The organism is Pseudomonas sp. GOM6, from assembly GCF_029537485.1.
GTDB lineage: Bacteria > Pseudomonadota > Gammaproteobacteria > Pseudomonadales > Pseudomonadaceae > Aquipseudomonas.
This window is the reverse complement of the sequence record NZ_JARPUS010000025.1, coordinates 1-24799: the sequence shown is the minus strand read 5'-3', so window position 1 is coordinate 24799 and position 24799 is coordinate 1. Positions and strand designations below refer to the sequence as shown.

Sequence of the window (24799 nt, the reverse complement as noted above, 5' to 3'; positions counted from 1 at the left end):
CTGTCTCCATTGTTCGTCAATGGCGCACATTCTCGACAGCCGGCACATCATGAGACAAACTCAACCTATTCGTGATCATCACAAGTTTTATTCATTGAGATTTACTCATGTTGGAATTGCGCCACCTCAAGACTCTGCACGCCCTGCGCGAAACCGACAGCCTGGTGGAGGCCGCCGAGCGCCTGCACCTGACCCAGTCGGCGCTGTCGCACCAGTTCAAAGAGCTGGAGGAGCGCTTGGGGATGCAATTGTTCGTGCGCAAGACCAAGCCGGTGCGCTTCACCAGTGCCGGTCTGCGCCTGTTGCAACTGGCCGACAGCCTGCTGCCGCAGCTGCGTGCCGCCGAGCGCGATCTGGCGCGCCTGGCCGGTGGAACCGCCGGACGCCTGCACATGGCCATCGAGTGCCACAGCTGCTTCCAGTGGCTGATGCCGACCATCGACCAGTTCCGTGATGCCTGGCCGGAAGTGGAGCTGGACCTGGCCTCGGGCTTCTCCTTCGCCCCGCTGCCGGCGCTGTCGCGCGGCGACCTCGACCTGGTGGTGACCAGCGACCCCATCGAAATGAACGGCATCACCTACGTGCCGCTGTTCACTTACGAAGCGCTGCTGGCGGTAGCCAACCAGCATGCGCTGGCCAACCGCCCCTACGTGCTGCCCGAGGATATCGAGCGCGAGACGCTGATCACCTACCCCATCGACCGCGACCGTCTGGATATCTTCACCCGCTTCCTCGAACCGGCCGACATCGAACCGGCGCAGGTGCGCACCTCGGAGCTGACGGTGATGATGATGCAACTGGTGGCCAGCGGGCGCGGCGTGTGCAGCCTGCCCAACTGGGCGCTGCACGAGTACAGCTCGCGCGGCTACGTGACCGCCAAGCGCCTGGGCGAGAAGGGCCTGTACTGCACGCTGTATGCGGCGATCCGCGCCGATATGCTCGACGCGCCGTTCATGCGCGACTTCCTGCTGACCGCCAAGGACACCTCGTTCGCCACCCTTGCCGGGGTCAGCGCGGCGCGCTGAAGCAAACCCGAGGACGGCTAAAACGCAGAAGGCTTGGCAAACCGTCTTGCCAGGCCTCGCTCCATAGTCCTCTCCGCCACACAACCTCACTGATCCGCGCAACCGCCATCCACCGCCAGAACCTACGCGCGCTGTACGCCCTCAAAACATGCAGCGGCATCGTTCACGGTATTGGCGGAAAGGCCCCAGTAGCGCAGGGCATGATTGCATGGGGCCTCCAGGCAATCACGGCTGCGAAAGCGAGAACGCGCGCCCCGGTGCCAAGTCGGCGGGCCAGGAACACAGCGAACAGCTGCTTCTTGCATCAGGCGCACCGATCAAAAGTGCCCTGGCTGCTACTCTGAAGCCAACCGTTAGTCGCCCGACGCTCTGGCCCGGCCTTTATAGGCACGAGAAGCCGGCGCGGACGCCCCGCCCGAGGAGACTCCATGAGCCTTTCGCTGTTGAACCGCTACGCCTTCTTCGCCTTCTGTGTACTCCTCACCCTCGTCACCCTGCCGTTTCTCGGCGCCCATGAATGGCTGTGGGCGCTAACCCTGGTCGCCGGCATGCTCAGCCTGGTCGGCGTAAACGACCTGCTGCAGACCCGCCACGCGGTACGCCGCAACTACCCGATCCTGGGCAATATCCGTTATCTGGTGGAGGCCATCCGCCCGGAGATCCGCCAGTACCTGCTGGAGGGTGATCGCGAGGCGCTGCCCTTCTCCCGCGCGCAACGCGGCCTGGTCTACGCACGGGCCAAGAACGAAGGCGCCGACAAGGCCTTCGGCACCCTCAGCGACGTGTACCAGAGCGGTTTCGAGTTTATCGGCCACTCGATGCTGCCGGCCGACCACTGCGACCCCAGCACCTTTCGCGTCACCATCGGCGGGCCGCAGTGCAGCCAACCCTACTCGGCCTCGGTGTTCAACATCTCGGCCATGAGCTTCGGCTCGCTCAGCGCCAACGCCATACGCGCCCTCAACCAGGGCGCCAAGCTCGGCGGCTTCTATCACGACACCGGCGAGGGCAGCATAAGCCCCTATCACCGCGAGTACGGTGGCGACCTGGTGTGGGAACTGGGCAGCGGCTATTTCGGCTGCCGCACCGCCGAAGGCCGCTTCGACCCCGAGCGTTTTGCCGAGCAGGCCGCCAACCCGCAGGTGAAGATGATCGAGATCAAGCTCAGCCAGGGCGCCAAGCCCGGCCACGGCGGCATCCTGCCCAAGCACAAGATCACCGAGGAAATCTCCCAGACCCGCGGCGTGCCCATGGGCCAGGACTGCATCTCGCCAGCCTCGCACAGCGCCTTCTCCACCCCGCTGGAGCTGCTGCAGTTCATTGCCAGGCTGCGCGAGCTGTCCGGCGGCAAGCCGGTGGGCTTCAAGCTGTGCCTGGGCCATCCCTGGGAGTTCATGGGCATCGCCAAGGCCATGCTCGAGAGCGGCATCCTGCCGGACTTCATCGTCATCGACGGCAAGGAAGGCGGCACCGGCGCCGCACCACTGGAGTTCACCGACCATATCGGCGTGCCGCTACGCGAGGGCCTGCTGTTCGTGCACAACACCCTGGTCGGCCTCAACCTGCGCGACAAGGTCCGCCTTGGCGCCAGCGGCAAGATCGTCAGCGCCTTCGACATCGCCAGCGTCATGGCCCTGGGCGCGGACTGGGCCAACTCGGCGCGCGGCTTCATGTTCGCCATCGGCTGCATTCAGAGCCAGAGCTGCCACACCAACAAGTGCCCCACCGGCGTGGCCACCCAGGACAAGCTGCGCCAACGCGCCCTGGTGGTGCCAGACAAGGCCCAGCGCGTGCGCAACTTCCACCACAACACCATGAAGGCCCTGGCCGAGATGATCGCCGCAGCGGGCCTGCGACACCCCTCGCAGATCGAGGCCAAGCACCTGGTGCGGCGCATGTCGGCCAGCGAGATCAAGCTGTACTCGCAGCTGCACGTATTCCTCAAACCCGGCGAGCTGCTCGGCGAGGAGATTTCCGGCGAGTTCTATGCGCGCATGTGGGCCATGGCCCAGGCAAACAGCTTCGCGCCGGCAGCAGTCTGAGCCCTATTCCACCCAGGGGTCGTAGCTGCCCACGCTCCACAACTGACCTTGCGGGTCGCGGCAAGTGAAGCCGCGGCCGCCATACGGTTCGTCCTTGAGCGGAACAAGGATTTCCCCACCGGCGCGCAGCACCCGGCCGTAGGCGGCGTCGACATCGTCCAGCAGCAGATAGATGCCCTGGGTATTGCCACCCACCGGGCCGGGCTCGCGCAGGTGCTTGCCGTAGCCCTCATCGTGTAGCGAGCCCAGCATCAGCATGCCGCCACCATGCACCAGCTGGGCGTGCTGAATGCGCCCGTCACGGCCCGGCACGCGCAGCTGCTCGTGCAGTTCGAACACCTCACACAGCCAGGCGATGGCCATCGCGGCGTCGCGGTACAGCACGCAGGGAATCAGGGTGGACGCGGGTCCATGGACGCTCTCCGGGACGTTGCAGACCTGCAACAGTCAAGCACCTGCACCAGCCCCTGCTGCCCCTGGGCGACGATCTGCCGCTCACCTGAACCAACTACCCCTTCGGGCAATATTTCGTTCACCCGCGCAGGCCGCCGTCTAAGCTTGGAGCAAGACCCGTCGCGAATGGTAGGCAGTCGATCATGGGTTCACTGTGGCAGTCCGAGGCACCCGACACGACGCTACTCGCAAGCGCCACGGAGAGCCTGTTGGTCCAGCCACAACCGCCGCGTCGCTCGCGTCTGAAGCTGCTGCTCTGGCTGTTTGTGCTGCTCGCGCTGCTGGCCCTGGGCCTGCTCGGCTACCAGGAAATCATCAGCTCCCGCTGGCAGGCCCGGGAATTCAGCCGCTATGCCGCCACACTCAACTACCAGCTGCAGCCCGGCCCCAGCGACGCGATTCTGTTTCCCCGCAGCGGCCCCTTCGACAAACGCCTCGGCTATGTGGAACTGCCCGCGCTTATCGAGCGCCTGCAGGCCCGCCACTTCCTGGTCAGCCGCCAGGCACGCTTCTCCCCCGCCCTGCTCGACTACAGCCAACGCGGCTTCTTCCCACCCTATGCCGAGAAAGTGCAGGCCGGGCTCAGCATCAGCGACTGCCGTGGCGAGCCGCTGTACCAGTTCCAGTACCCGCAGCAGCTGTATGCCAGCTTCGAGGCCATTCCGCCGCTGGTGGTCGACAGCCTGCTGTTCATCGAGAACCGCCACCTGCTGGATAGCGACCAGCCGCTGGCCAACCCGGCGGTAGACTGGCCACGCTTCGCCAAGGCGGCGTTGTCGCAAATCGGCAAGCAGTTCTCCGTTCAGGAGCAATCGGCCGGCGGCAGCACCCTGGCCACCCAGCTGGAAAAATACCGTCACTCGCCGGATGGCCTGACCCTGGAGCCGATGGACAAGCTGCGGCAGATGATCTCCGCCAGCATGCGCGCCTATCAACAGGGTCCGCAGACCCTGGAAGCACGCCAGGCCGTGGTGCGCGACTACCTCAACAGCGTGCCGCTCTCCGCGGCACCCGGCCATGGCGAAGTGCACGGCCTGGCCGATGGCCTACGGGTGTGGTTCGGCGCCGACTTCAACCGGGTCAACCGTCTACTCGACCAACGCCACAGCACCTCGGCCAGCCGCGCCGAGCAGGGCCTGGCCCTGCGCCAGGTACTGGCACTGATGATCGCCCAACGCCGCCCCTCCTACTATCTGGCGGCGGGGCGCAACGAGTTGGAACAGCTCATCGACAGCCATATCCGCATCCTGGCCAAGGCTGGGATAGTAGAGCAGCCGCTACGCGAGGCAGCGCTGGCAAGGCGCCTGGCGTTTCGCGACCTGGCGCTGCATCCGGCCATCCAGCCGGTGCAGAGCAACAAGGGCATCACCGTAGCTCGCAGCCGCCTGTCCAGCCTGCTCAACCAGCCGCTGTACGACCTAGACCGCCTCGACCTCAGCGCCACCAGCACCCTCAATGCCGAGCTGCAACAAAGCATCAGCGCCTACTTGCGGCGCCTGGCAGACCCCGAGTTCGCCGGCGAAATCGGCCTGTACGGCGAGCGCCTGCTATCGCCGGAAAAAACCGCCGACGTGCGCTACAGCTTCACCCTGTTCGAGCGCGGCCTGGACGGCGCCCGGGTGCGGGTACAGACCGACAGCACCGACCAGCCCTTCGACATCAACGAGGGCAGCAAGCTGGAACTGGGCTCGACCGCCAAGCTGCGGGTGCTGACCACCTACCTGCAGGTGATCGCCGAACTGCACCAGCGCTACGCTGGGCGGCCAGTCCAGGAGCTGCGCCAGGTCGAGGTGGCCCCACAGGATCACCTGACCCGCTGGGTAGTGGACCAGCTGATCGCCAAGCCGGAGCAGAACCTGGCCGCACTGCTCGACGCGGCGCTGGATCGCAAATACTCGGCCAGCCCCTACGAAACCTTTTTCACCGGCGGCGGCGCGCACACCTTCAGCAACTTCAAGCGCGAGGACAACGGCCGCATCCCCACCCTGCGCGATGCGCTGCGCGAATCGATCAACCTGCCGTTCATCCGTCTGCTGCGCGATTTGGTGCGCTACAGCACCTACCACGGCAGCGACAACAGTGCCGAGTTGCTCAGGGATGACAAGCACCCGCAGCGCGCCGACTACCTCAGGCGTTTCGCCGACCGTGAGGGCACCACCTTTCTGCGGCGCTTCTGGCGCAAATATGAGGGCAAGAGTGCCCAGGAACGCCTGGATGTGTTCCTGGAGGGCCTGCGCCCCACCGCCGTGCGCCTGGCCGCCGTGCACCGCTACCTGATGCCACAGGTGGACGAACCGACCTTCGCCGCCTTCATCAAGGCCCACGCGCCCCAGGAAAAACTCAGCGACGCGAAGATCCAGCGCCTCTACCTGGACTACGGCCCCGGCGCCTGGAGCCTGCCGGATCAGGGCTACATCGCCCGTGTGCACCCGCTGGAGCTGTGGTTGCTGGGCTTCATGATCGAGCAACCGCAGGCCAGTTTCCGCGACGCCGTGGCGGCCAGCGCCGAGGAGCGCCAGGAGGTCTACGGCTGGCTGTTCAAGACCCGCCATCGCAGCGCCCGCGACAGCCGCATCCGCACCCTGCTGGAGGTGGAAGCCTTCCTCGACATCCACGAACGCTGGCAACGCCTGGGCTACCCCTTCGACCATCTGGTGCCGTCGCTGGCCACCGCCATCGGCAGTTCCGGCGACCGTCCGGCGGCCCTGGCCGAGCTGATGGGCATCATCGTCAACGACGGTATTCGCCAGCCCAGCGTGCGCATCGACAGCCTGCACTTCGCCGCAGACACGCCCTACGAAACCCTGCTGCGCCAGGACGCCCTGCGCGGTGAGCGGGTGATGCCCTCGGAAGTGGCAGCAGCCCTGCGCGGCGCGCTGTCCCAGGTGGTCGAGGCCGGCACGGCGCGGCGCCTGCAGGGCAGCTTCCAGACCAGCGACGGTAGCGCGCTGCTGCTCGGCGGCAAGACCGGCACCGGCGACAACCGTATCGAAAACGTCGGCCGCGGCGGCCTGGTGCTCAGCTCCAGGGCCGTCAACCGCACGGCCACTTTCGTCTTCTACCTGGGGCCACGTCACTTCGGTACCCTCACGGCCTTCGTACCCGGCCAGGCGGCGGACAACTTCCGCTTCACCTCGGCCCTGCCGGTGCAGGTGCTCAAGGGCATGGCGCCATTGCTCAGCCCCTACCTGGCGGCAAACGCGCGCACCGGCTGCAGCCAGCCGCCGAGCCCGATGCAGGCTCGTTTGTACTGAGTTTGACGGGACGTAGAAAGACAGAAGAACACAGCACGGGAACCAGAGGTTCGCTGTGTTCTCCTGCCTGTATGGGAGCGGCTGGGCGGCATTCCGCTTTAGCCGCGATGCTTTTGCGCTGATTTAATCGCGACTGAAGTCGCCCCCACAAAAGCCAGTCTGCGCCGACCTACGGTGCGCATGAGAAATGATGCGGACATCACCAACCGATGGGGCGAAACCGCCCCATCGGCTAGGCATCAGCTGACGCTCGGCGCCTGCTTGTCGCTCTGCGCCAGGTCCATCAGCTCGCGATTGGCCACGGCGTACATGGCGTAGTCGGTGCCGGTGGCGCCGCGCAGTTCGGCGAGCATCGCCAGCCAGCGCTTGACCAGGGTGCGGTGCTGCTCCAGCCACACGGCCACCCGCTGCTCGATGTCCTGAGGGCCGTCAGCCATCTGCAGCACGGCAATGGTGATGGCACGCTGTTGACCGTCCAGATCGTCGCGGAACGCCTCGCGGGCCAGGGCCTGCCAGTTGTTGTCCACCGGCAGGCTGGTGACCTGCTGCAGGTACCAGCTCAGCTCCAGCGCATCGCCCACCGCGAAGTAGGCGGTAGCCACTTCGCTGGCGCTCTTACCGGTAACGTCAGCGGCCTCGATGATCGGCAACAGGGTGTACAGGTGACTGGTGCCGGCCACCACGCGGGCCAGCTCTTCCGGCGCACCGGCCTCGACATAGCTCTGGTAACGCGCCAGCCACTGCTCGCGGGCCGGGCCTTCGAGCAGCTCATCCAGACGCCCGGCCAACTCGGCCACGCGCGGAGCGAAGTGACCGACGTCGCGGGCCGCATCGAGATCGTCACGGCGGCTGCGCAGGAACCAGCGGGTGGCGCGGCGGCCCAGGCGCATCAGCTCGTCCATCAGCTGCAGCTGCAGCTCGGCCGGTACCTGGTAGTCCAGCGCCTCGATCTGCTGCCACCAGTGCGGCAGGCGGAACACGTCACGCACGATGACATAGGCGCCGGCGACATTGGCCGCGCTCATGCCGGTGGACTCCTTCAGGCGCTGCACGAAGGTGATGCCCATGTGGTTGACCAGGTCGTTGGCGATCTGCGTGCTGACGATCTCGCGCTTCAGGCGGTGGCGCTCCATGGTCTCGCCGAACTTCTGCGCCAGGCGTGCCGGGAAGGCGGTCTGCATCTCGCGGGCCAGGTAGTCGTCATCCGGCACGCGGGACTTGAGCAGCGCCTCCTTGAGGTCGATCTTGCTGTAGGAGATCAGCACCGACAGCTCCGGGCGGGTCAGGCCACGGCCGTTGGCGGCACGCTCGTTGAGCTCGTCGTCGGTGGGCAGGAATTCCAGCGCACGGTCCAGCTTGCCGGCGCCTTCCAGCGCGGCCATCAGGCGCTTGTACTCGGCGACACGCTCGCGGGCGCGGCGCTCGGCCAGCGACAGCGCCTGGGTCTGCTTGTAGTTGTTGCCCAGCACCAGGTTGCCAACGTCGTCGGTCATGTCGGCCAGCAGCTTGTTGCGCTGCTTGCCGGTCATGTCCCCGGCGGCGACGATCTCGCCGAGCAGGATCTTGATGTTGACCTCGTGGTCGGAGCAGTCCACACCACCGGCGTTGTCGATGAAGTCGGTGTTGCTGGCGCCGCCATTGAGGCCGTACTCGACACGGCCCAGCTGGGTCATGCCGAGGTTGCCGCCCTCGCCCACCACCCGCGCGCGCAGCTCGTTGCCATTGACGCGCAGGCCGTCGTTGGCCTTGTCGCCGACGTCGGCATGGCTTTCCTTGCTCGACTTCACGTAGGTGCCGATGCCGCCATTCCACAGCAGATCGACCGGCGCCTTGAGCAGCGCGTTGAGCAGCTCGGTGGGTGCCAGCTTGTCGGCGCTGATGTCGAAACGCTCCTTCATCTGCGGGCTGATGGCGATGCTCTTGGCGCTGCGCAGGAAGATGCCGCCACCCTCGGAGATCAGCTTGGCATCGTAGTCGGCCCAACTGGAGCGCGGCAGATCGAACAGGCGCTTGCGCTCGGCAAAGCTCTTGGCCGCGTCCGGATAGGGGTCGATGAAGATATGCAGGTGGTTGAAGGCCGCCACCAGACGCAGCTTGTCCGACAGCAGCAGGCCGTTACCGAATACGTCGCCGGCCATGTCGCCGATACCGATGACCGTGGTTTCGTCCTTCTGCACGTCGATGCCACGCTCGCGGAAGTGACGCTGCACCGACACCCAGCCGCCCTTGGCGGTGATGCCCATGCCCTTGTGGTCATAGCCAGCCGAGCCACCCGAGGCGAACGCGTCGCCCAGCCAGAAGCCGTACTCCTGGGCGATGCCGTTGGCGATGTCGGAGAAGGTCGCGGTGCCCTTGTCGGCCGCCACCACCAGGTAGGGGTCATCCGGATCGTGACGCACGACGTTCTCCGGCGGCACGACCTTGCCTTCCTTGAGGTTGTCGGTGATGTCCAGCAGGCCGCTGATGAAGATGCGGTAGCAGGCGATACCCTCGGCCTGGATCTCGTCACGGCTGCCACCCAGCGGCAGCTTACGTGGTACGAAACCGCCCTTGGCGCCCATCGGCACGATCACCGCGTTCTTCACCTGCTGCGCCTTGACCAGGCCCAGCACCTCGGTACGGAAGTCTTCCTCGCGATCGGACCAGCGCAAGCCGCCGCGAGCGACGTCGCCGAAGCGCAGGTGCACACCCTCGACGCGCGGGCAGTAGACGAAGATCTCGTACTTGGGCACCGGCCGCGGGATTTCCGGAATCAAGCGCGGGCTGATCTTGAAGCTGAAGTAATGCTTGGGCTGGCCATCGGCAGCGCTCTGGAAGAAGTTGGTGCGCAGGGTGGCTTTGATCAGGTCCAGGTAGCGGCGCAGGATGCGGTCTTCGTTGAGCACCGCGACATTGTCCAGCGCGGCGAGAATCGCCTGCTCCAGCTTCTGCTGCTTGTCTTCGAGATCCTCGGCGCTGAGCTTGCGCGCCAGGTAGAAACGGGTGCGGAACAGGCGCACCAGTTCCTTGGCGATGTCGGCATGGTTGACCAGGGTCGCAGCGATGTAGCTCAGGTCGAAGCCCAGGCGGATCTGCTTCAGATAGCGGGCATAGGCACGCAGCAGCGCCACGTCACGCCAGGGCATCGAAGCGGTCAGCACCAGACGGTTGAAGCCGTCGTTCTCCGCCGCGCCACCGACGATCTGCACGAAGGCATCCTGCAGGGTGTCGTTGAGTTGCTGGATATCGACATTGACCCCTTCGGCAGCGGTAAAGGCGAAATCGTGAATCCAGAACTCGCGGCCATCCTCGCGGCGCAGCTTGTAAGGGAACTCACCAAGCACGCGCAGGCCGAGGTTTTCCAGGATCGGCAATACGTCCGACAGCGGCAGCGGCGTGTCGGCATGGTACAGCTTGCAGTGCAGCTGGCTCTCGCTCTGGGCCAGCGGCTGGTAAAAGCTCATCACCAGCTGGCGCGAGTCGGACAGGCTGAACAGGTGCTGCATGTCCACTACCGCCGAATGCGGGGCGAAACGCTCGCGGTAACCCGCCGGGAAGCCCTGCGGGAAGTCGGCCAGCACCTGGGTGCCCTGGGCCTCGCCGAAGCTCTCCACCACCAGGCTGGCGTAATCGTCCTTCCAGGAACGGCAGGCCTGCACGACCTCCTTCTCGATGCGCGCCTGGTCGATCTGTACGCGGTTCTTCGGGTCGACCTTGAGGATGAACTGCACCCGCGCCAGCACCGACTCGGAGAAGTAGGTCCAGAACTCGCAGTCGCTGGCGCCCAGGCGCTCCATAAGAATCTGCTCGATCTTCACCCGCGTCTCGGTGGAGTAAACATCGCGCGGTACATAGGCCAGGCAGTAGGCGAAGCGGCCATAGGGGTCGCGACGGATGAACAGGCGCAGCTTGTTGCGCTCCTGGATCTGCACGATGGAGATGGCGGTGTTGAACAGTTCGTCGACCGGCGTCTGGAACAGGTCATCGCGCGGCAGCACTTCCAGCACCTGTTCCAGCTCCTTGCCCAGGTGCGCCTGGCGATCGAAACCGGAGCGCTCGGCGATCTCATCGACCTTGCGACGGATATAAGGAATGCGACTGACGCTCTGGGCATACACCGAGGAGGTGTACAGGCCCATGAAGCGGCATTCCTTGATGACCTTGCCCTTGGCATCCAGCTCGCGGATGGAGACGAAGTCCGGGTAGGCCGGACGGTGCACGCGGCTCGGCGTGGCGGCCTTGGCAAAGGACAGCAGCTGCGGCTCGCGCAGGTACTGCACGGCTTCCGGTTCGATATGCAGCTCTTCCTTTTTCAGCCCGCTACGCAGCCGACGGGACAGGCCCAGCAGGGAGCTTTCGTCGTACACCAGATGGCCGCCGTCCTTCTCCTCGACCACGGTGAACTCCTCGTAGCCGAGGAAGGTGAAGTGGTTGTCCAGCAGCCAGGCGAGGAAGGTCTTGATCTCGGCCAGCTCGGCGCCGTCGACCTTGAGCTTGGCCTTGCCCAGCCACTCCAGCAGTTGCGCCGCCTTGGCCTTCATCGGCGCAAAGTCGGATACCGCCAGACGGACTTCTTCCAGCACCTCGTACAGTGCCTTCTCCAGGGCGCGCAGCTCGCTGGCGCCGGCACAGCGGTCGATCTCCAGGTACATCAGCGCTTCCTGCTGGATGTCCTTGCCGGTGGTACCGCGCGGCAGCAGTTCCTGGCGCTCGCCGCTCTTGTTGCGCTTCACGCTGAACACGCTGTTTTGCAGGGTGTGGATGCTGTAGCCGCGACGGTTCAGCTCCATGCGTACCGAGTCGACCAGGAACGGCTGGTCCAGATGCAGCACCTCCACCGCGGTATGGGTCGACTGCCAGCCATGCTTCTCGTAGTCCGGGTTGTACACCCGCACCTCCGGCTTGGCTGCATCGAATCGCTCCAGCAGACGCCAGGAAGACAGGGTGCAGCCGGCCAGGTCGCTCAGGCGGCGCTGGGTCAATTCGTCGAGAGATACGATGCCGAAGAACTGCTCGGCGAACAGCGCGACTTGTGGCAGCGCCTTGTCGCCGAGGTGCTGAGCCAGTACCGCTTGCAGTTGTTGCTGGAAGTCGGCTTTGCTGGCCGCGGTGAAGAACGCCATGGTGATGCTCCGCTTGGCTTGTTATTCGTCAGGTGCCGGAGAGACGCACTGCAGATCAGATGCCTATGCAGTCTAGGCGATTGATAGAACCTGCCAGTGCGCACAGGGACTCATAGGTCATAACCAGCTTAGCGGCAGCCCGGCGCTCTGGATTGCGGCGCTGCGACATATTCGTTCATCAGCAGACGGCCTGCCTCCAGGTTCCATGGCCGTGCAGAGAGCTGCTATGGTGCGCGCGCATGCTCGCAGGAATGGATTCCATGCAGTACCCACACCTCACCCGCTCGCTGATCCGCCACTACGGCAACCTGCTGATCACCGCCATCGGCCTGGCCCTGCTCGGCCTGGCCGCCTGGCTGTATCCGGCACTGATCAAGCCGCTGCTGTGGGCCGGCGTGCCGGTGTACCTCGGCGTGCTGCTGCCGCGCTGGGTCGGCCGAAAAGAACGCCAGCGCCGCGCCGAGGCGGCCCTGGCCCGCGACCAGGCCAAGTGGGGCTTTCCCTGTCGCGACCATGTCGGCCCCTGGCTGAACTTCATCGACCAGCCCTTCCTGCGCCACTGCCCTGAGTTCGCCGGGCGCTACTTCTACAGCGAGTGGCTGCTGATCCACGACGGCCTGCTGATGGTCAACCCCGGGCACTCCCAGGTCGACCTGCAGCGCGGCGAGGTGCGCTACGACTTCGCCCGTCCCCAGACCTACGCCTGGGACGGCTGCACACCCAAGGTGCCGTTCTACTGGCTGGCCATCATCGGCACCCCGGACTGGTGGGAGAAGCGCCACCGGGTACTCGGTCTGCGCGCCGGCGAGGCGGTCGAGCACGACGTGTTCTGGCCCCTGGCCCATCCCGCCAGCCTGATCCACGACGCCCTGTACCAGTACCTCAACGTCGCCCCGGTGGCCAAGCACGAGGCCGACCTGCTGTTCCTGCGCATGCTGCGCGAGGCCGGCATGGGCCGCCTGCCCGCCTTCGTCTACTACCTGGCGGTGCGTCTGTTCGGCGCACCGGATATACGCGGCCCAGCGCCCGCCAGCAGCGGCCTGAGCTGCACCACGCCGCTGCCCGCTCTGCACGCCCCGAGCAGAACTTAACGGCCATGCCAACGTCTGTTTGAGGCGCCCCGCGGCGGGGCAAGCGGAACTGGTCTGCACTGCCGAACGCCGAGGTGTGCCAGTCACGCCGCCAATGCAGTAAAGTTGCCTACCCGAACGGGTGTATTCGGCGCCCAGTCAGTCCCTTTCCAGGAACCATCCCGATGGAACATCGTGAGGCGCTCGTCGCGCTGCGGCAATTTCTCGGCAGCCAGATCCTCGGCCAGGAAAAACTCATCGAACGCCTGCTGATCGCCCTGCTGGCGGACGGTCACATGCTGGTCGAAGGCGCCCCCGGCCTGGCCAAGACCAAGGCCATCAAGGAACTCGCCGAAGGCCTGGAGGCGGAGTTCCACCGCATCCAGTTCACCCCCGACCTGCTGCCCGCCGACATCACCGGCACCGAGATCTACCGCCCGGAAACCGGCAGCTTCGTGTTCCAGCAGGGGCCGATCTTCCACAACCTGGTGCTGGCCGACGAAATCAACCGTGCCCCGGCCAAGGTGCAGTCGGCGCTGCTCGAAGCCATGGCCGAGCGCCAGGTGTCGGTCGGCCGCAGCACCTATGACCTGTCGCCCCTGTTCCTGGTGATGGCCACGCAGAACCCCATCGAACAGGAAGGCACCTACCCGCTACCCGAGGCCCAACTCGACCGCTTCCTGATGCATGTGAAGATCGGTTTCCCCGACTCCAGCGTGGAGCGCAAGATCCTCGCCCAGGCCCGTGGCGATGCCCTGCACGGCGAGGCCAAGCCAGATCACCGGGTCAGCCAGCAGGCGATCTTCGCCGCGCGCCAGGAAATCCTCGGTCTGTACATGGCCGATGCGGTGGAGGAATACCTGGTACAGCTGGTCATGGCCACCCGTACCCCAGCCAAACACGACGCCGAGCTGGCCGAATGGATCGCCTACGGCGCCAGCCCACGCGGCTCCATCGCCCTCGACCGCTGCGCCCGCGCTCACGCCTGGCTGGCCGGCCGCGACTTCGTCAGCCCCGAGGACATCCAGGCCGTGCTGTTCGACGTGCTGCGCCACCGCATCATCCTGTCGTTCGAGGCGGAAGCCGCCGGCATCGACCAGGATCGGGTGATCCAGCGCATCCTCGACGTGGTGGCGGTGGCCTGAGTGCGGTCGCAAGTCACACGCTACAGGCCGCGAGGCGTAATCCGGATGCAATCCGGGATTGGTCACACCTCGCTCCCGGATTGCATCCGGGCTACCGGCTGATCCGCCATGCACGCCCAGCCCACGCCTCCCGGCATCCGCATCAGCCTCGCCGAGCTGATCGAGATGCGCCATCGCGTGCGCGAGGTGCAGCTGTTCTCCACCCCGGCCAGGCGCAGTCCGCTGATCGGCCTGCACCACTCCAAGCTGCGTGGCCGTGGTGTCGACTTCGACCAGGTACGCGTATACCAGGCCGGCGACGACGTGCGCACCATCGACTGGCGCGTCACCGCACGCACCCAGGAGCCGCACACCAAGCTGTTCCATGAGGAGCGCGAGCGGCCGATCTTCATCATGGTCGAACAGAGCCGCCGGCTGTTCTTCAGCTCGGCCCTGCAGTTCAAATCGGTGCTCGCCGCCCAGGCCGCCAGCCTGTTCGGCTGGGCCGCGCTGGCGCACAACGACCGCATCGGCGGCCTGGTATTCGGCGACAGCGAACACCACGAGATCAAGCCGCGGCGCAGCAAGCAGAGCCTGTTGCAGCTGCTCAACCGCCTGGCTCGTGCCAACCAGAGCCTGCACACCGAGGCGCAGAACGGCCGCGACAGCTTCGGCCTGGCCCTGCGCCGCGCCCGCGAGGTCCTGCGCCCCGGCAGCCTGGCGATCATCGTCTGCGACGAACGCGCCCTGAACGACGCCGCCGAACAGCAGCTCAGCCTGCTGGCGCGGCATACCGACCTGATCCTGCTACCGGTGTCCGACCCGCTGGATCACGGCCTGCCCGCCGCCGGCCTGCTGCGCTTCACCGAGCATGGCGCGCAGCTGGAGCTGGACACCCACGGCCACGACCTGCGCGCCGCTTACCAGCAGCAGGCCGAACAACGCCAGGCCCGCTGGCAGCGCCTGGCGCAGAAGCTGCGCGTGCCCCTGCTACCGCTGTCCACCGAGCATGACCTGGTGGAACAGCTACGCGAGCACCTCAGCGGCCCGCAGGCGGGCAAGCGCCCATGAACCCGCTCGATCAGCTGCAACCGACCATTGCCCCGCCACCCGTCGCCTGGTGGCCGCCGGCGCCCGGCTGGTGGTTGCTGGCCGTGCTGCTACCGCTGCTGTGCTGGGCGCTCTGGTACCTGCGCCGCTATCTGCCGCGGCGGCGTCAGCAACAACTGGCAGAGCAGCCGCTGGACCCACTGCGCCAGGCCGCGCTCGACGAACTGAGCAGCCTGGCCAAGCCCTACGACGGAGCCCCCGCCGGGCCCTGGCTGCAGCAGCTTAACGCCCTGCTCAAGCGCCTGGCCCGCGCCCACTACCCGCAGGATCACAGTCACACCCTGAGCGGGCGCGCCTGGCTAGCCTTTCTCGACAGTCGCTGCCCGGCCGCCGGTCTGACCCGCTGGATGATCCTGGTGGAGGGCGGTTACCGCGCCAATTGCAGCCTCGACGACAAGGCCATCGAGGGCCTGCAGCAGGCCGTCGCCATCTGGATTCGCAAGCATGTTTGAGTTCGCCTGGCCCTGGGTCTTCCTGCTCGCCCCGCTGCCCTGGCTGCTGCGCCTGCTGCTGCCAGCGGCGGACAGTGGCGAAGCGGCGCTCAAGGTCAGCTTCCTCAACGAACTGGAAGGCCTCAGCGGCCGCCGTGCCCGCGCCAACCTGCCGGCCTGGCGCCAGCAGGCGCCTTTCGTGCTGCTGTGGCTGTTCCTGCTGCTGGCGACGGCCCGCCCGGAATGGGTCGGCGAGCCCTTGCCCCTGCCAGCCAGTGGCCGCGACCTGTTGCTGGCGGTGGACGTGTCCGGCTCCATGGAGCATGACGACATGCAGTGGGATGGCGAAGACATCACCCGCCTGGCCCTGGTCAAGCAGCTGTTCGGCGACTTCATCGAGGATCGTCGCGGTGATCGCATCGGCCTGATCCTGTTCGGCAGCCGCGCCTACCTGCAGTCACCACTGACCTTCGACCGCCAGACCGTACGCACCTGGCTGGATGAAGCGCTGATCAACATCGCCGGCCCACAGACCGCCATCGGCGACGCCATCGGCCTGGCGGTCAAGCGTCTGCGCGAACGCCCAGCCGACAGCCGCGTACTGGTGCTGATCACCGACGGCGCCAACAACGGCGGCGAGATCGAGCCGAAAACCGCCGCGCGCCTGGCCGCCGAGCAGAAGGTGAAGATCTACACCATCGGCATCGGCTCCGATCCCGAACAGAGCGGCATCATGGGCATGCTCGGCCTGACCCCGGGCGTCGACCTGGACGAGGCAACCCTGATCGCCATCGCCGAGCAGACCGGCGGCCAGTACTTCCGCGCCCGCAACAGCGAGGAACTGCAGGAGATCGAAAACACCCTCGACCGCCTGGAACCGGCCGCCCAGCTGCCGACCCGCGCACGCCCCGCTCACGCCCTGTACGCCTGGCCGCTGGCCATCGCCCTGCTCATCAGCCTGCTGCTGGTAGCGCGTGACCTGTGGCCACAGCACTGGCAAAACCTGGCCATGCGTTTCGGGGGCAAAGTCTGATGGACATGCTCTGGCCACACTGGCTGCGCCCCGTCTGGCTGCTCCTGTTACCGCTGTTCGGCTGGCTGCTGTGGCAACTCTGGCATCGCCAGCGCCGTAGTGGCCGCTGGCAGGCCTTGCTGCCCGCGGCCTTCCAGAGCGTGCTACTGGGCGGCGGCCGGGCGCGCAGCAACAAGCTGCCCTGGATTGCCCTCGGCCTGGCCTGGCTGCTGGCCCTGCTCGCCCTGCTCGGACCGAGCTGGCAGCGCATGGAGCAGACCAGCCAGAAACGCGCCGACCCGCTGGTCGTGCTACTCGAACTGACGCCGACCATGCTCGCCGGCGACGCCGCGCCAAACCGACTGGAGCAGGCCAAACGCAAGCTGCTCGATCTGCTCCGCGCGCGCCTCGATGCGCAAACCGCAATCATCGTCTACGCCGGCAGCGCCCACACCCTGGTGCCGCTGTCCGATGACCTGGCTACCGCGCGCAATCTGCTGGAAGCGGTCAAGCCATCGATCATGCCCAGCCCCGGTCGCCAGGCCGACCTGGCCGTGGCCAAGGCACTGGAACTGCTCGAACAGGGCGCCCAGGGCCGCGGCCGGCTGCTGCTGATCGGCAGTGAATTGAGCGAGACGGAGCGCGAGGGCATCCGCACCAGCCTGCAGGACCGCCGCGAACAGCTGGCGATCCTCGGCGTCGGCAGCGTGCAGGGCGCGCCGATCCGCAATGACAACGGCACCTTCCTCAAGGATGCCAACGGCACCATCCTGGTCCCGCGCCTGGACGACAGTGGCTTGCGCCGCTTCGCCAACGAACTGGGTGGCCGCTACCGCCAGGCCCGCCCGGATGATGAAGACCTGCGCGCCCTCGGCCTGCTGGAGGGTCCGCAGGCGCTGCGCGACAACGGCGAGCCGACCCAGCTGGCGGCCTGGGCCGACCAAGGCTACTGGCTGCTGCTGCCATTGCTGCTGCTGGCCGCCTGCGCTGGTCGGCGCGGCTGGCTGTTCTGCCTGCCCCTGCTAATGCTATTGAGCCCCCAGCCCAGCTATGCCCTGAGCTGGGATGACCTGTGGCTACGCCCGGACCAGCAAGGCCAGCGCCTGCTGCAGGCTGATCAGGCCAAACAAGCTGCCAGCCGTTTCGAAGACCCGCAATGGCAAGGCGAGGCGCTGTACCGTGCTGGCGACTACCCCGCCGCAGCCGAACGCTTCGCTCGGGATGACAGTGCCACAGGCCACTACAACCGTGGCAATGCCCTGGCCAAAAGCAACGAGCTGGAAGCGGCCCTCGACGCCTACGAGCAGGCGCTGGAGCGCCAGCCCGAATTCCCCCAGGCCCTGCAGAACAAGGCCCTGGTCGAGCAGCTACTGCGCCAGCAACAGCAACAGCAACAGCAGCAAAACCAGAACGAGCAGCAGCAAGAGCAGAACCCGCAGGAACCGCAGCAACCCGCCACCGGACAAACCTCACCCGGCCAGGGCGAGCAGTCCGAACAACAGCCACAGGCTCAGCCCGAGCAGCAGGCGGGGCAGCAGCAGGCACAGGAAAGCAAGGAGCAAGCCGCCGAAGGCGAGCAGCAGGCCAATGCCCAGCAAGCGGGCGATGGCGAGTCGCAAACCGACACCCTGGGCAGCGCCGCAGAGCCTCTCGACGGCGAGCAGCGCGACGCCCTGGAACAATGGCTGCGGCAGATCCCGGACGACCCCGGCGAGCTGCTGCGGCGCAAATTCCGCTACGAACAACAGCAACGCCAGGAACAGACCCGATGAAGCGCCTGCTTTGCGCCCTCCTCTTTTGCCTTGTCACCCTGCAGGCCAGTGCTGCCGGTTTTTCCGCCACCGTCGACCGCGCCCGCCTGAACGAGGGCGAGTCACTCGATCTGATCCTCGAATCGGACGACGCCACCGTGTTTGGCATGCCCGACCTAAACCCGCTCAAGCAACAGTTCGAAGTGGTCAGCACGCGCCAGGAAAACCGCCTGTCCAGCTTTGACGGCAAAGCCCGCGCCAGTACCCGCTGGGTCGTCACCCTACTCCCACTGCAGACCGGCTTCGTGGTGATACCACCGCTCAAGCTGGGTGACGCCGAAAGCATGCCAATCACCCTGGAAATCATCAAAAGCGAAGCTGGCGGCAAACTGGCACCGATCTTCATCGATGCCAGCCTGGACCGCGAAAGCGTCTATGTGCAGGCCCAGGCCGTACTGACCCTGCGCATCTACCACTCGGTCTCGCTGTACGACGACAGCAGCCTGACCCCGCTGAGCATCCCCAATGCCCGCGTCGAGCAATTGGGTGACCCGCGCACCTATGAAACCGACGTCAACGGCGTACGCCACGGCGTGATCGAACTGCGCTACGCCATCTTCCCGCAGCAGAGCGGCGAGCTGACCATCCCCGCCCAGGTCTTCAGTGCCACCCCGGCGCTACGTTCCTCGGGCCAGGACTACAACCCCTTCGGCCCACGTCCCGGGCGCCTGACCCGGGTACGCTCGCCACAGATCCCCCTGCAGGTGAAGGCCAAGCCGGCGAGCTGGCCGGCCAATGAACCCTGGCTACCCGCCCGCGCCCTGACCCTCAGCGAAGCCTGGAGCCCCGAGCCAGCAGCCACGCTGAACATCGGCGACTCGCTGACCCGCAACCTCATGCTGCGCGCCGAGGGCCTCTCCAGCGCCCAGCTGCCTCCGCTTCCGATGCAGGACGTGGCCGGGCTGCGCCGCTACCCGGATCAGCCGCAACTGCGCAACCAGACCAACGACAAGGGGATGGCCGGCAGTCGTGAGGAAAGCGAAGCCCTGGTGCTGAGCCAGAGTGGCCGCATCAGCCTGCCCGCCGTGCAGCTGCACTGGTGGAACACCGAGACCGATCAACTGGAGACCGCCAGCCTGCCCGCCCGCGAGCTGCAGGTCGCACACAACCCCAGCCTCGACGTGGAAACGCCAACCAGCGACGCGGGTGAACTGCCTGCAGGCGACGCTCCACTGCTCTGGCCCTGGCAGCTGGCCAGCCTGCTGCTGAGCCTGACGACCCTGCTCGGCTTCGGTCTGTGGTGGCGCGCCCGCCGTCAGCCCGCCATTCTGCCAACCGCACAGAGCGGCCCGAGCCCGCGCACCCTGCTCGATGACATCAAACGCGCCTGCCTGGCCAACGACAGCCAGGCCAGCCGTCAGGCCATCGATGCCTGGGCCCGCCAGCAACCGGAAACCCTGGCCGACATGGCCGAACGCTTCCAGCCGCTGTCCGAAGCCCTCGACGACCTCAACGGCACCCTCTACAGCGAAAGCGGCCACCAGTGGCAAGGCGAAAGCCTGTGGAAGGCCATCCGCAGCCTGCCACCACTCGAGGCCACGGCCAGCCCGCAGGAAACTAGCCCGCTGCCTCCGCTGTATCCACGCTGACCGCCTGTTCGGCAGCACAGGGCATTGCACGCCAGGAAGAACGACAATGAGCAACCTCAGTAGCGTGGAACTCAAGACTTTCGTGCCGGCCAAGGACTTCGCTCGCTCCCGGGATTTCTACCAGGCCCTGGGCTTCAACATGCGGTGGAGCGACGACAACCTGGCCTATATGCACCACGGCAGCTGCAGCTTCATGCTGCAGAACTTCTATGTGCGCGAGCAGGCGGAAAACTTTGTCATGCACCTGCTGGTGGAAGACGTGGCGTCGTGGCACCGCCACCTCAGCGCGACCCGCTTGGCGGAGCACTTTTCAGTACGGATGGGCGAGTTGGTGGATCAGCCTTGGGGGATGCGCGAGTTCGTGCTGTTCGATCCCAGCGGTGTGCTCTGGCATATCGCACAGAACACCTGAGTGCGGCGCACCCGCGCTTACTCCGGCAGCAGCCCGATCGGGAAGAACTCGCCGCTGCTCCACACACCCAGCCAGAGCGTGCCGGCGATTTCCCGCTGTACCGCCAGCTCGACCAGTTGGTAGAACACGTTGCGGTGTACCAGCGCCTCCAGGTTGCTGCGCACATGTAGATAAGGTGACGGCTCCTGGGTCTGCGGGTCGAGCTCTACCCGCAGCGGATGCTCGGCCCCGGCCACGACTTCGTCCTCGACATTGGTGGTGAAGCGCAGCACCTGGTGCTCACCTTCGCCCTCCACCTGCAGGCTCACTGCCACGAACGGCGCGTCGTCGACAGTGATGCCGACCTTCTCCACCGGGGTGATCAGGAAATACTTGTCGTCGTCGCGGCGGATGATGGTGGAGAACAGTTTGACCATCGGCTTGCGTCCGATCGGCGTGCCCAGGTAGTACCAGGTGCCGTCACGGGCAATGCGCATGTCGATGTCGCCGCAGAAGTCCGGATTCCACAGATGCACCGGCGGCAGGCCCTTGCCTTCGCTCTTGGGAATCTGTGCCAGCAGGCCGCCGGCCTTGTCTGCATCGCTCATGCTTTTCTCCTTGCTGCCCGCAGCGCCGATCAGCGCTCGCTCACCCCGAGCAGGGTACGGGCGTATTGTTCGAATGGCGCGCGCAGCTGATCTGCGGGCTGGTTGTCATACAGCGTCAGAAAGCCGCCGCGATTGCGAATGCGGGCGGTATCCACCAGGTAACGGGTGCCGACCTCAATCAGCATCAACTGGATCACGCCGCTGTCGATGCCAAGGCGATCCAGTGCCTCCTCGTCTTCCCACTCCTCGACCGTACCAATGCGGTCGTCGGCATCGGCAAAGCGGGCGTACAGCAGGTAGTGGGCGCCGGCTTCGCGGGCTTCGATCATGGCCTGGTCCAGCCCCAGCGGGTTGGGCGAGCGGCGGACCAGCGGAAAGTATTCGACAAAGGCCTTGAAGGCCTCATCGGCCACCACATTGGGCCGAGGCTTGGCACCGCCTGGCGGCTCGTAGAAGGCCTGGGCGATAAACACGAAGGAATCGGCCTGCAGGCGCCAGGAGGCCGAGCGGCGAGTCTCGCTGTGGTCCAGTACCCCCACATCGCGCAAGTGGTACTCGGCGCCGGCGGCCAGGTCGCTGGTCTTCATGCAGCCACCCAGTGCTCCCAGCACCAGCAGCAGAATCAAGCTACGCATTGCATTTCCTCCCGTGCCGGTGACGGAAAACCGGCAGATGGGTAGTCATAGCAGCTTCCAGGCCAACGCGGCACGCGTTACAGCCCGCGTTGCCATTCCTGGCGCAGCCGGGCCTGCTCGGGACGCTCGATGGCCTGGCGCACCTGGGCCAGCAGGCGCGCCTTGTCTGCGCCCAGGTTGCCCTTGAGCACCAGGTAATTGGAGGCATGATCGCTGCGGAACACCGTATCCTGCAGCTCCAAGCCCTGCAGCAGTCGCTCCACCTCGTGGAACAGAGCCTGCTGGTCGAGCGGCTGGAAGTTCTCGAACCCCGAGCGGAAACGCGCCTCGCCCTGCGGAAAACTCACCACCAGAGTCGAGAGAAACTCCGGCTGCGCAGCGTTCATCAGGCGCGCCGAATTGTCGGCATGCTGCTCGCTCAGCGCCTTGCCGCCGAGACCGTTGAGGATCATCACCGAGCGAGTTATGCCGGCCTGGCCCAGCTTGTCCAGGGCGCTGAGGCTGGACGCGTAGGTCTCGCCCTTGCTGACCCGCTCCAGCACTTCGTCATCACCCGACTCGCAACCGACATAGGCCATCTTCAGGCCGGCGTCGGCCAACTCCTTGAGTTCCTCCACCGACTTCTTGCGCAGGTTGCGCGGCAGGCAGTAGCTGGAGACCCGATCGACCTCAGGCATGTGCTCGCGGATGGCGTTGAGGATGTTCAGCAAACGCCGCGTCGGCAGCACCAGCGCATCGCCATCGGCGAGAAATACCCGCTGTACGATCAGGCGCTCGCCGGCGCGGCGAATCTCGTCCAGCACCTGGGCCTCGTCGCGGGCGCGGAATTTTTTCTGTGGCTGCGTGTACATCTCACAGAAGGTACAGCTGTTCCACGAGCAGCCGTTGGTGACCGGCAGGATCAGCGAGTGGGCTTCGCTCGGCGGCCGGAACACCGGCTCGATATAGGCAATGGGGAATTCGGCAGACATGGTTTCGTATACGTCGGTGGGCAGCAATCAGCCGCCGATGATTTTCATGATGGTGGTACCGCCCGCAAAAGCAATGTCCTGCTTGTCAGCCAGGGCCTTCATCAACAGGCGTTGCAGCGCCGGCAGAGCCTGGTGGCGGGGCTTGTCGAACAAGTCGCCGACGTAGTGGCGATTGCTCGACGACAGACAGCCATGCAGCCACCCCGTGGACGACAGGCGCAGGCGCGAACAGGTTCGGCAAAAAGGCACGCTCTCGTTGGCAATCACGCCGAAGAAGCCGTGCCCGGGAATTTCGTAGCGCAGCGCGGTGGCATCCACCGGCGCCGCAGCCTGGATGTACTCGTAACGGCTGGCCACGTTTTCCAGCAAATCCGCCATGCCATAGAACTGCTGCTGGAAACTGGCACCATCACGGGCCAGATGGCCCATGCGCATCAGCTCGATAAAACGCAGTTCAAAGCCACGCTCCAGGCAGTAATCGAGCAGCGGCAGCACCTGCTCGTGGTTCTGCCCGCGCAGCGGCACCATGTTGATCTTGATCTTCAGCCCGGCAGCTCGCGCTTCCTCCAGCCCCTGCAGTACGGTCGGCAGGTCACCGCCGCGGGCGACGCGCTTGAAGGCATCAGGATCGAGAGTGTCCAGCGAAACGTTGATGCGTTTGATGCCGCATTCGAGCAGCAGCGGCAGTTTGCGCGCAAGCAACTGGCCGTTGCTGGTCAGGCTGATGTCCTGCAGACCCAGGCGAGCAACCTCACGCAGAAAATGATCAAGCTTGGGGCTGACCAGCGGCTCGCCACCGGTGATACGCAAGCGCTCGATACCGGCGGCTTCGATCAAGTAGGCCACGCCACGCACCATGGCCTCGGCCGACAACTCGTCCTGCGCGGCTACCAGACGCTTGCCGTCCGGTACACAGTAGCTGCAGGCGTAGTTACAGGCGGCGGTCAGGCTGACGCGCAGGTTGCGAAAGCGACGGCCCTGGCGGTCAACGATCATGGTGCGGCTCCGGAGCATTCATCCCCGAAGTATATGCCCGCCGCTGCCGCTGATAGGTGCATCATTGGCGGGCTGAATGGCACCTCAGGCGCCCGGCGCCTCGCCATCGCGCTTGCGCTTGTTGCCCATGCGCACGCCGATGTCCATGAGGAACTGGAAGAAGCCATCCTGGTCTTCCAGCACGCTGCTCCAGAACGGCGAGTGGTACAGCGCCACTGCGCCGTGCACCAGGGCCCAGGCCGCACAGTAGTGGAAGTAAGGCGGTACATTCTCCAGCTTGCCTTCCTCGATGCGTCCCTTGATCAGGTGCGTCAGTCGCTCGAAATTGGAGGCGCGGATCTTGTGCAGCTGCTCGATCATCTCCGGCACCTGGTTGCCCTTGACCACCTTTTCCTCCAGACGGTCGAACAGGCGGTAGCGCTGTGGATCGCGCATGCGGAACTCGAAGTAGGCACGCGACAGCGCTTCCTTGTCGCGAGCCACATCCTCGGAATGGAACAGCGAGTTGAGGTCGCGCTCGTAGTCCAGCATCAGGCGCAGGTAAACCTCGGCCTTGGACTTGAAGTGCTTGTAGATGGTGCCTTTGCCGATGCCGACGGCGTCGGCGATCATCTCGACAGTGACGCTGTCTTCACCCTGTTCAAGGAAGAGCTTGAGCGCGGTATCGAGAATTTCCTGTTCGCGACGGCGGAATTCACGGACTTTGCGAGGTTCTTTGTTCATAAGGTGACTGCAGGATGGAAAATCGAAGCGCGTTATTATGCCTATCCAGTCCGAAAATGCACGGATCATCGGCGCCATGTTCACAATAAGCGACGAATTCCCTCTAGTAGAGGGCCTCTGCTATCTCAACCACGCAGCCGTGGCGCCCTGGCCAAAGCGCGCCAGCGAGGCCGTCATGGCCTTTGCCCGGGAAAACAAAAGCCTCGGTGCTCGCGACTACCCTCAGTGGCTGAAGGTCGAGCGGCGCCTGCGCGAACGCCTGATGCGCCTGCTCAACGCTCCCTCCACGGGCGACATCGCCCTGATCAAGAACACCTCCGAAGCCCTGTCTTTCGTTGCCTTCGGCCTGGATTGGCAGGCGGGCGATCAGGTGGTCATCAGCGATGAAGAGTTTCCCTCCAATCGCATCGTCTGGGAGGCATTGAAGCCGCGCGGGGTCGTGGTCATTAAGG

At 65.6% G+C, this 24799-nt stretch carries 19 protein-coding genes; 12 read left to right on the top strand and 7 right to left on the bottom strand.

All coding sequences use genetic code 11. The annotated features are described in order from the left end of the window. The first annotated feature begins 107 nt into the window (after positions 1-107). Positions 108-1025 (top strand): transcriptional regulator MetR, encoded by a 918-nt coding sequence (gene metR, locus P7A97_RS19940; protein ID WP_277692205.1) that lies wholly within the window; start codon positions 108-110, stop codon positions 1023-1025. 428 nt (positions 1026-1453) lie between these two features. Then, entirely contained in the window at positions 1454-3067 is a 1614-nt protein-coding gene (locus tag P7A97_RS19935) for an FMN-binding glutamate synthase family protein (protein WP_277692204.1), read from the top strand. Between the two features lie 3 nt (positions 3068-3070). Here P7A97_RS19935 and P7A97_RS19930 read toward each other — a convergent pair whose 3' ends face one another. Further along, complete coding sequence (locus P7A97_RS19930) at positions 3071-3511, bottom strand: VOC family protein (protein WP_277692203.1); 441 nt, start codon at positions 3509-3511, stop codon at positions 3071-3073. A gap of 152 nt (positions 3512-3663) precedes the next feature. On the opposite strand from P7A97_RS19930, the gene P7A97_RS19925 reads away from it, so the two are divergent. Further along, positions 3664-6774 carry a transglycosylase domain-containing protein gene (locus tag P7A97_RS19925; protein ID WP_277692201.1) on the top strand — a complete coding sequence of 1037 codons (3111 nt, stop codon included), beginning with the start codon at positions 3664-3666 and terminating at the stop codon, positions 6772-6774. Between the two features lie 239 nt (positions 6775-7013). Here P7A97_RS19925 and P7A97_RS19920 read toward each other — a convergent pair whose 3' ends face one another. Further along, on the bottom strand, positions 7014-11876 hold the full coding sequence (locus P7A97_RS19920) for an NAD-glutamate dehydrogenase (protein ID WP_277692199.1): 4863 nt from the start codon (positions 11874-11876) through the stop codon (positions 7014-7016). Positions 11877-12136: 260 nt separating this feature from the next. On the opposite strand from P7A97_RS19920, the gene P7A97_RS19915 reads away from it, so the two are divergent. The 8 genes from P7A97_RS19915 to P7A97_RS19880 all read left to right on the top strand — a co-directional run bounded on the left by P7A97_RS19915 (position 12137) and on the right by P7A97_RS19880 (position 20435). Continuing rightward, a complete protein-coding gene (locus P7A97_RS19915; RefSeq protein ID WP_277692198.1) occupies positions 12137-12967 on the top strand; it encodes a DUF1353 domain-containing protein in 831 nt (276 codons plus the stop codon). 164 nt (positions 12968-13131) lie between these two features. Then, entirely contained in the window at positions 13132-14091 is a 960-nt protein-coding gene (locus tag P7A97_RS19910) for a MoxR family ATPase (protein ID WP_277692197.1), read from the top strand. Positions 14092-14199: 108 nt separating this feature from the next. Continuing rightward, on the top strand, positions 14200-15141 hold the full coding sequence (locus P7A97_RS19905; protein WP_277692196.1) for a DUF58 domain-containing protein: 942 nt from the start codon (positions 14200-14202) through the stop codon (positions 15139-15141). Further along, positions 15138-15632 carry a DUF4381 domain-containing protein gene (locus P7A97_RS19900; protein ID WP_277692195.1) on the top strand — a complete coding sequence of 165 codons (495 nt, stop codon included), beginning with the start codon at positions 15138-15140 and terminating at the stop codon, positions 15630-15632. Before P7A97_RS19905 ends, P7A97_RS19900 begins: the two co-directional genes overlap by 4 nt. Further along, entirely contained in the window at positions 15625-16644 is a 1020-nt protein-coding gene (locus P7A97_RS19895) for a VWA domain-containing protein (RefSeq protein WP_277692193.1), read from the top strand. Before P7A97_RS19900 ends, P7A97_RS19895 begins: the two co-directional genes overlap by 8 nt. Beyond that, positions 16644-18395: a VWA domain-containing protein gene (locus P7A97_RS19890; RefSeq protein WP_277692191.1), complete on the top strand. Its 1752-nt coding sequence runs from the start codon at positions 16644-16646 to the stop codon at positions 18393-18395. Before P7A97_RS19895 ends, P7A97_RS19890 begins: the two co-directional genes overlap by 1 nt. Further along, positions 18392-20023: a BatD family protein gene (locus tag P7A97_RS19885; protein WP_277692190.1), complete on the top strand. Its 1632-nt coding sequence runs from the start codon at positions 18392-18394 to the stop codon at positions 20021-20023. Before P7A97_RS19890 ends, P7A97_RS19885 begins: the two co-directional genes overlap by 4 nt. Positions 20024-20069: 46 nt before the next feature. After that, complete coding sequence (locus P7A97_RS19880) at positions 20070-20435, top strand: VOC family protein (RefSeq protein ID WP_277692188.1); 366 nt, start codon at positions 20070-20072, stop codon at positions 20433-20435. Between the two features lie 17 nt (positions 20436-20452). Here P7A97_RS19880 and P7A97_RS19875 read toward each other — a convergent pair whose 3' ends face one another. The 5 genes from P7A97_RS19875 to P7A97_RS19855 form a co-directional block, all read right to left on the bottom strand. Next, on the bottom strand, positions 20453-21022 hold the full coding sequence (locus P7A97_RS19875; RefSeq protein WP_277692186.1) for a DUF1285 domain-containing protein: 570 nt from the start codon (positions 21020-21022) through the stop codon (positions 20453-20455). A 29-nt stretch (positions 21023-21051) separates the two neighbouring features. Further along, entirely contained in the window at positions 21052-21657 is a 606-nt protein-coding gene (locus tag P7A97_RS19870; RefSeq protein WP_277692185.1) for a DUF4823 domain-containing protein, read from the bottom strand. 77 nt (positions 21658-21734) lie between these two features. Then, on the bottom strand, positions 21735-22628 hold the full coding sequence (locus tag P7A97_RS19865) for a radical SAM protein (RefSeq protein ID WP_277692182.1): 894 nt from the start codon (positions 22626-22628) through the stop codon (positions 21735-21737). Positions 22629-22655: 27 nt separating this feature from the next. Further along, on the bottom strand, positions 22656-23624 hold the full coding sequence (locus tag P7A97_RS19860) for a radical SAM protein (RefSeq protein WP_277692181.1): 969 nt from the start codon (positions 23622-23624) through the stop codon (positions 22656-22658). A gap of 84 nt (positions 23625-23708) precedes the next feature. Further along, entirely contained in the window at positions 23709-24347 is a 639-nt protein-coding gene (locus tag P7A97_RS19855) for a TetR/AcrR family transcriptional regulator (RefSeq protein ID WP_277692179.1), read from the bottom strand. Between the two features lie 76 nt (positions 24348-24423). Between P7A97_RS19855 and P7A97_RS19850 the strand changes: the two genes are divergently transcribed. Further along, the coding region (locus tag P7A97_RS19850; protein ID WP_277692177.1) for an aminotransferase class V-fold PLP-dependent enzyme at positions 24424-24799 on the top strand (376 nt) is incomplete at its 3' end.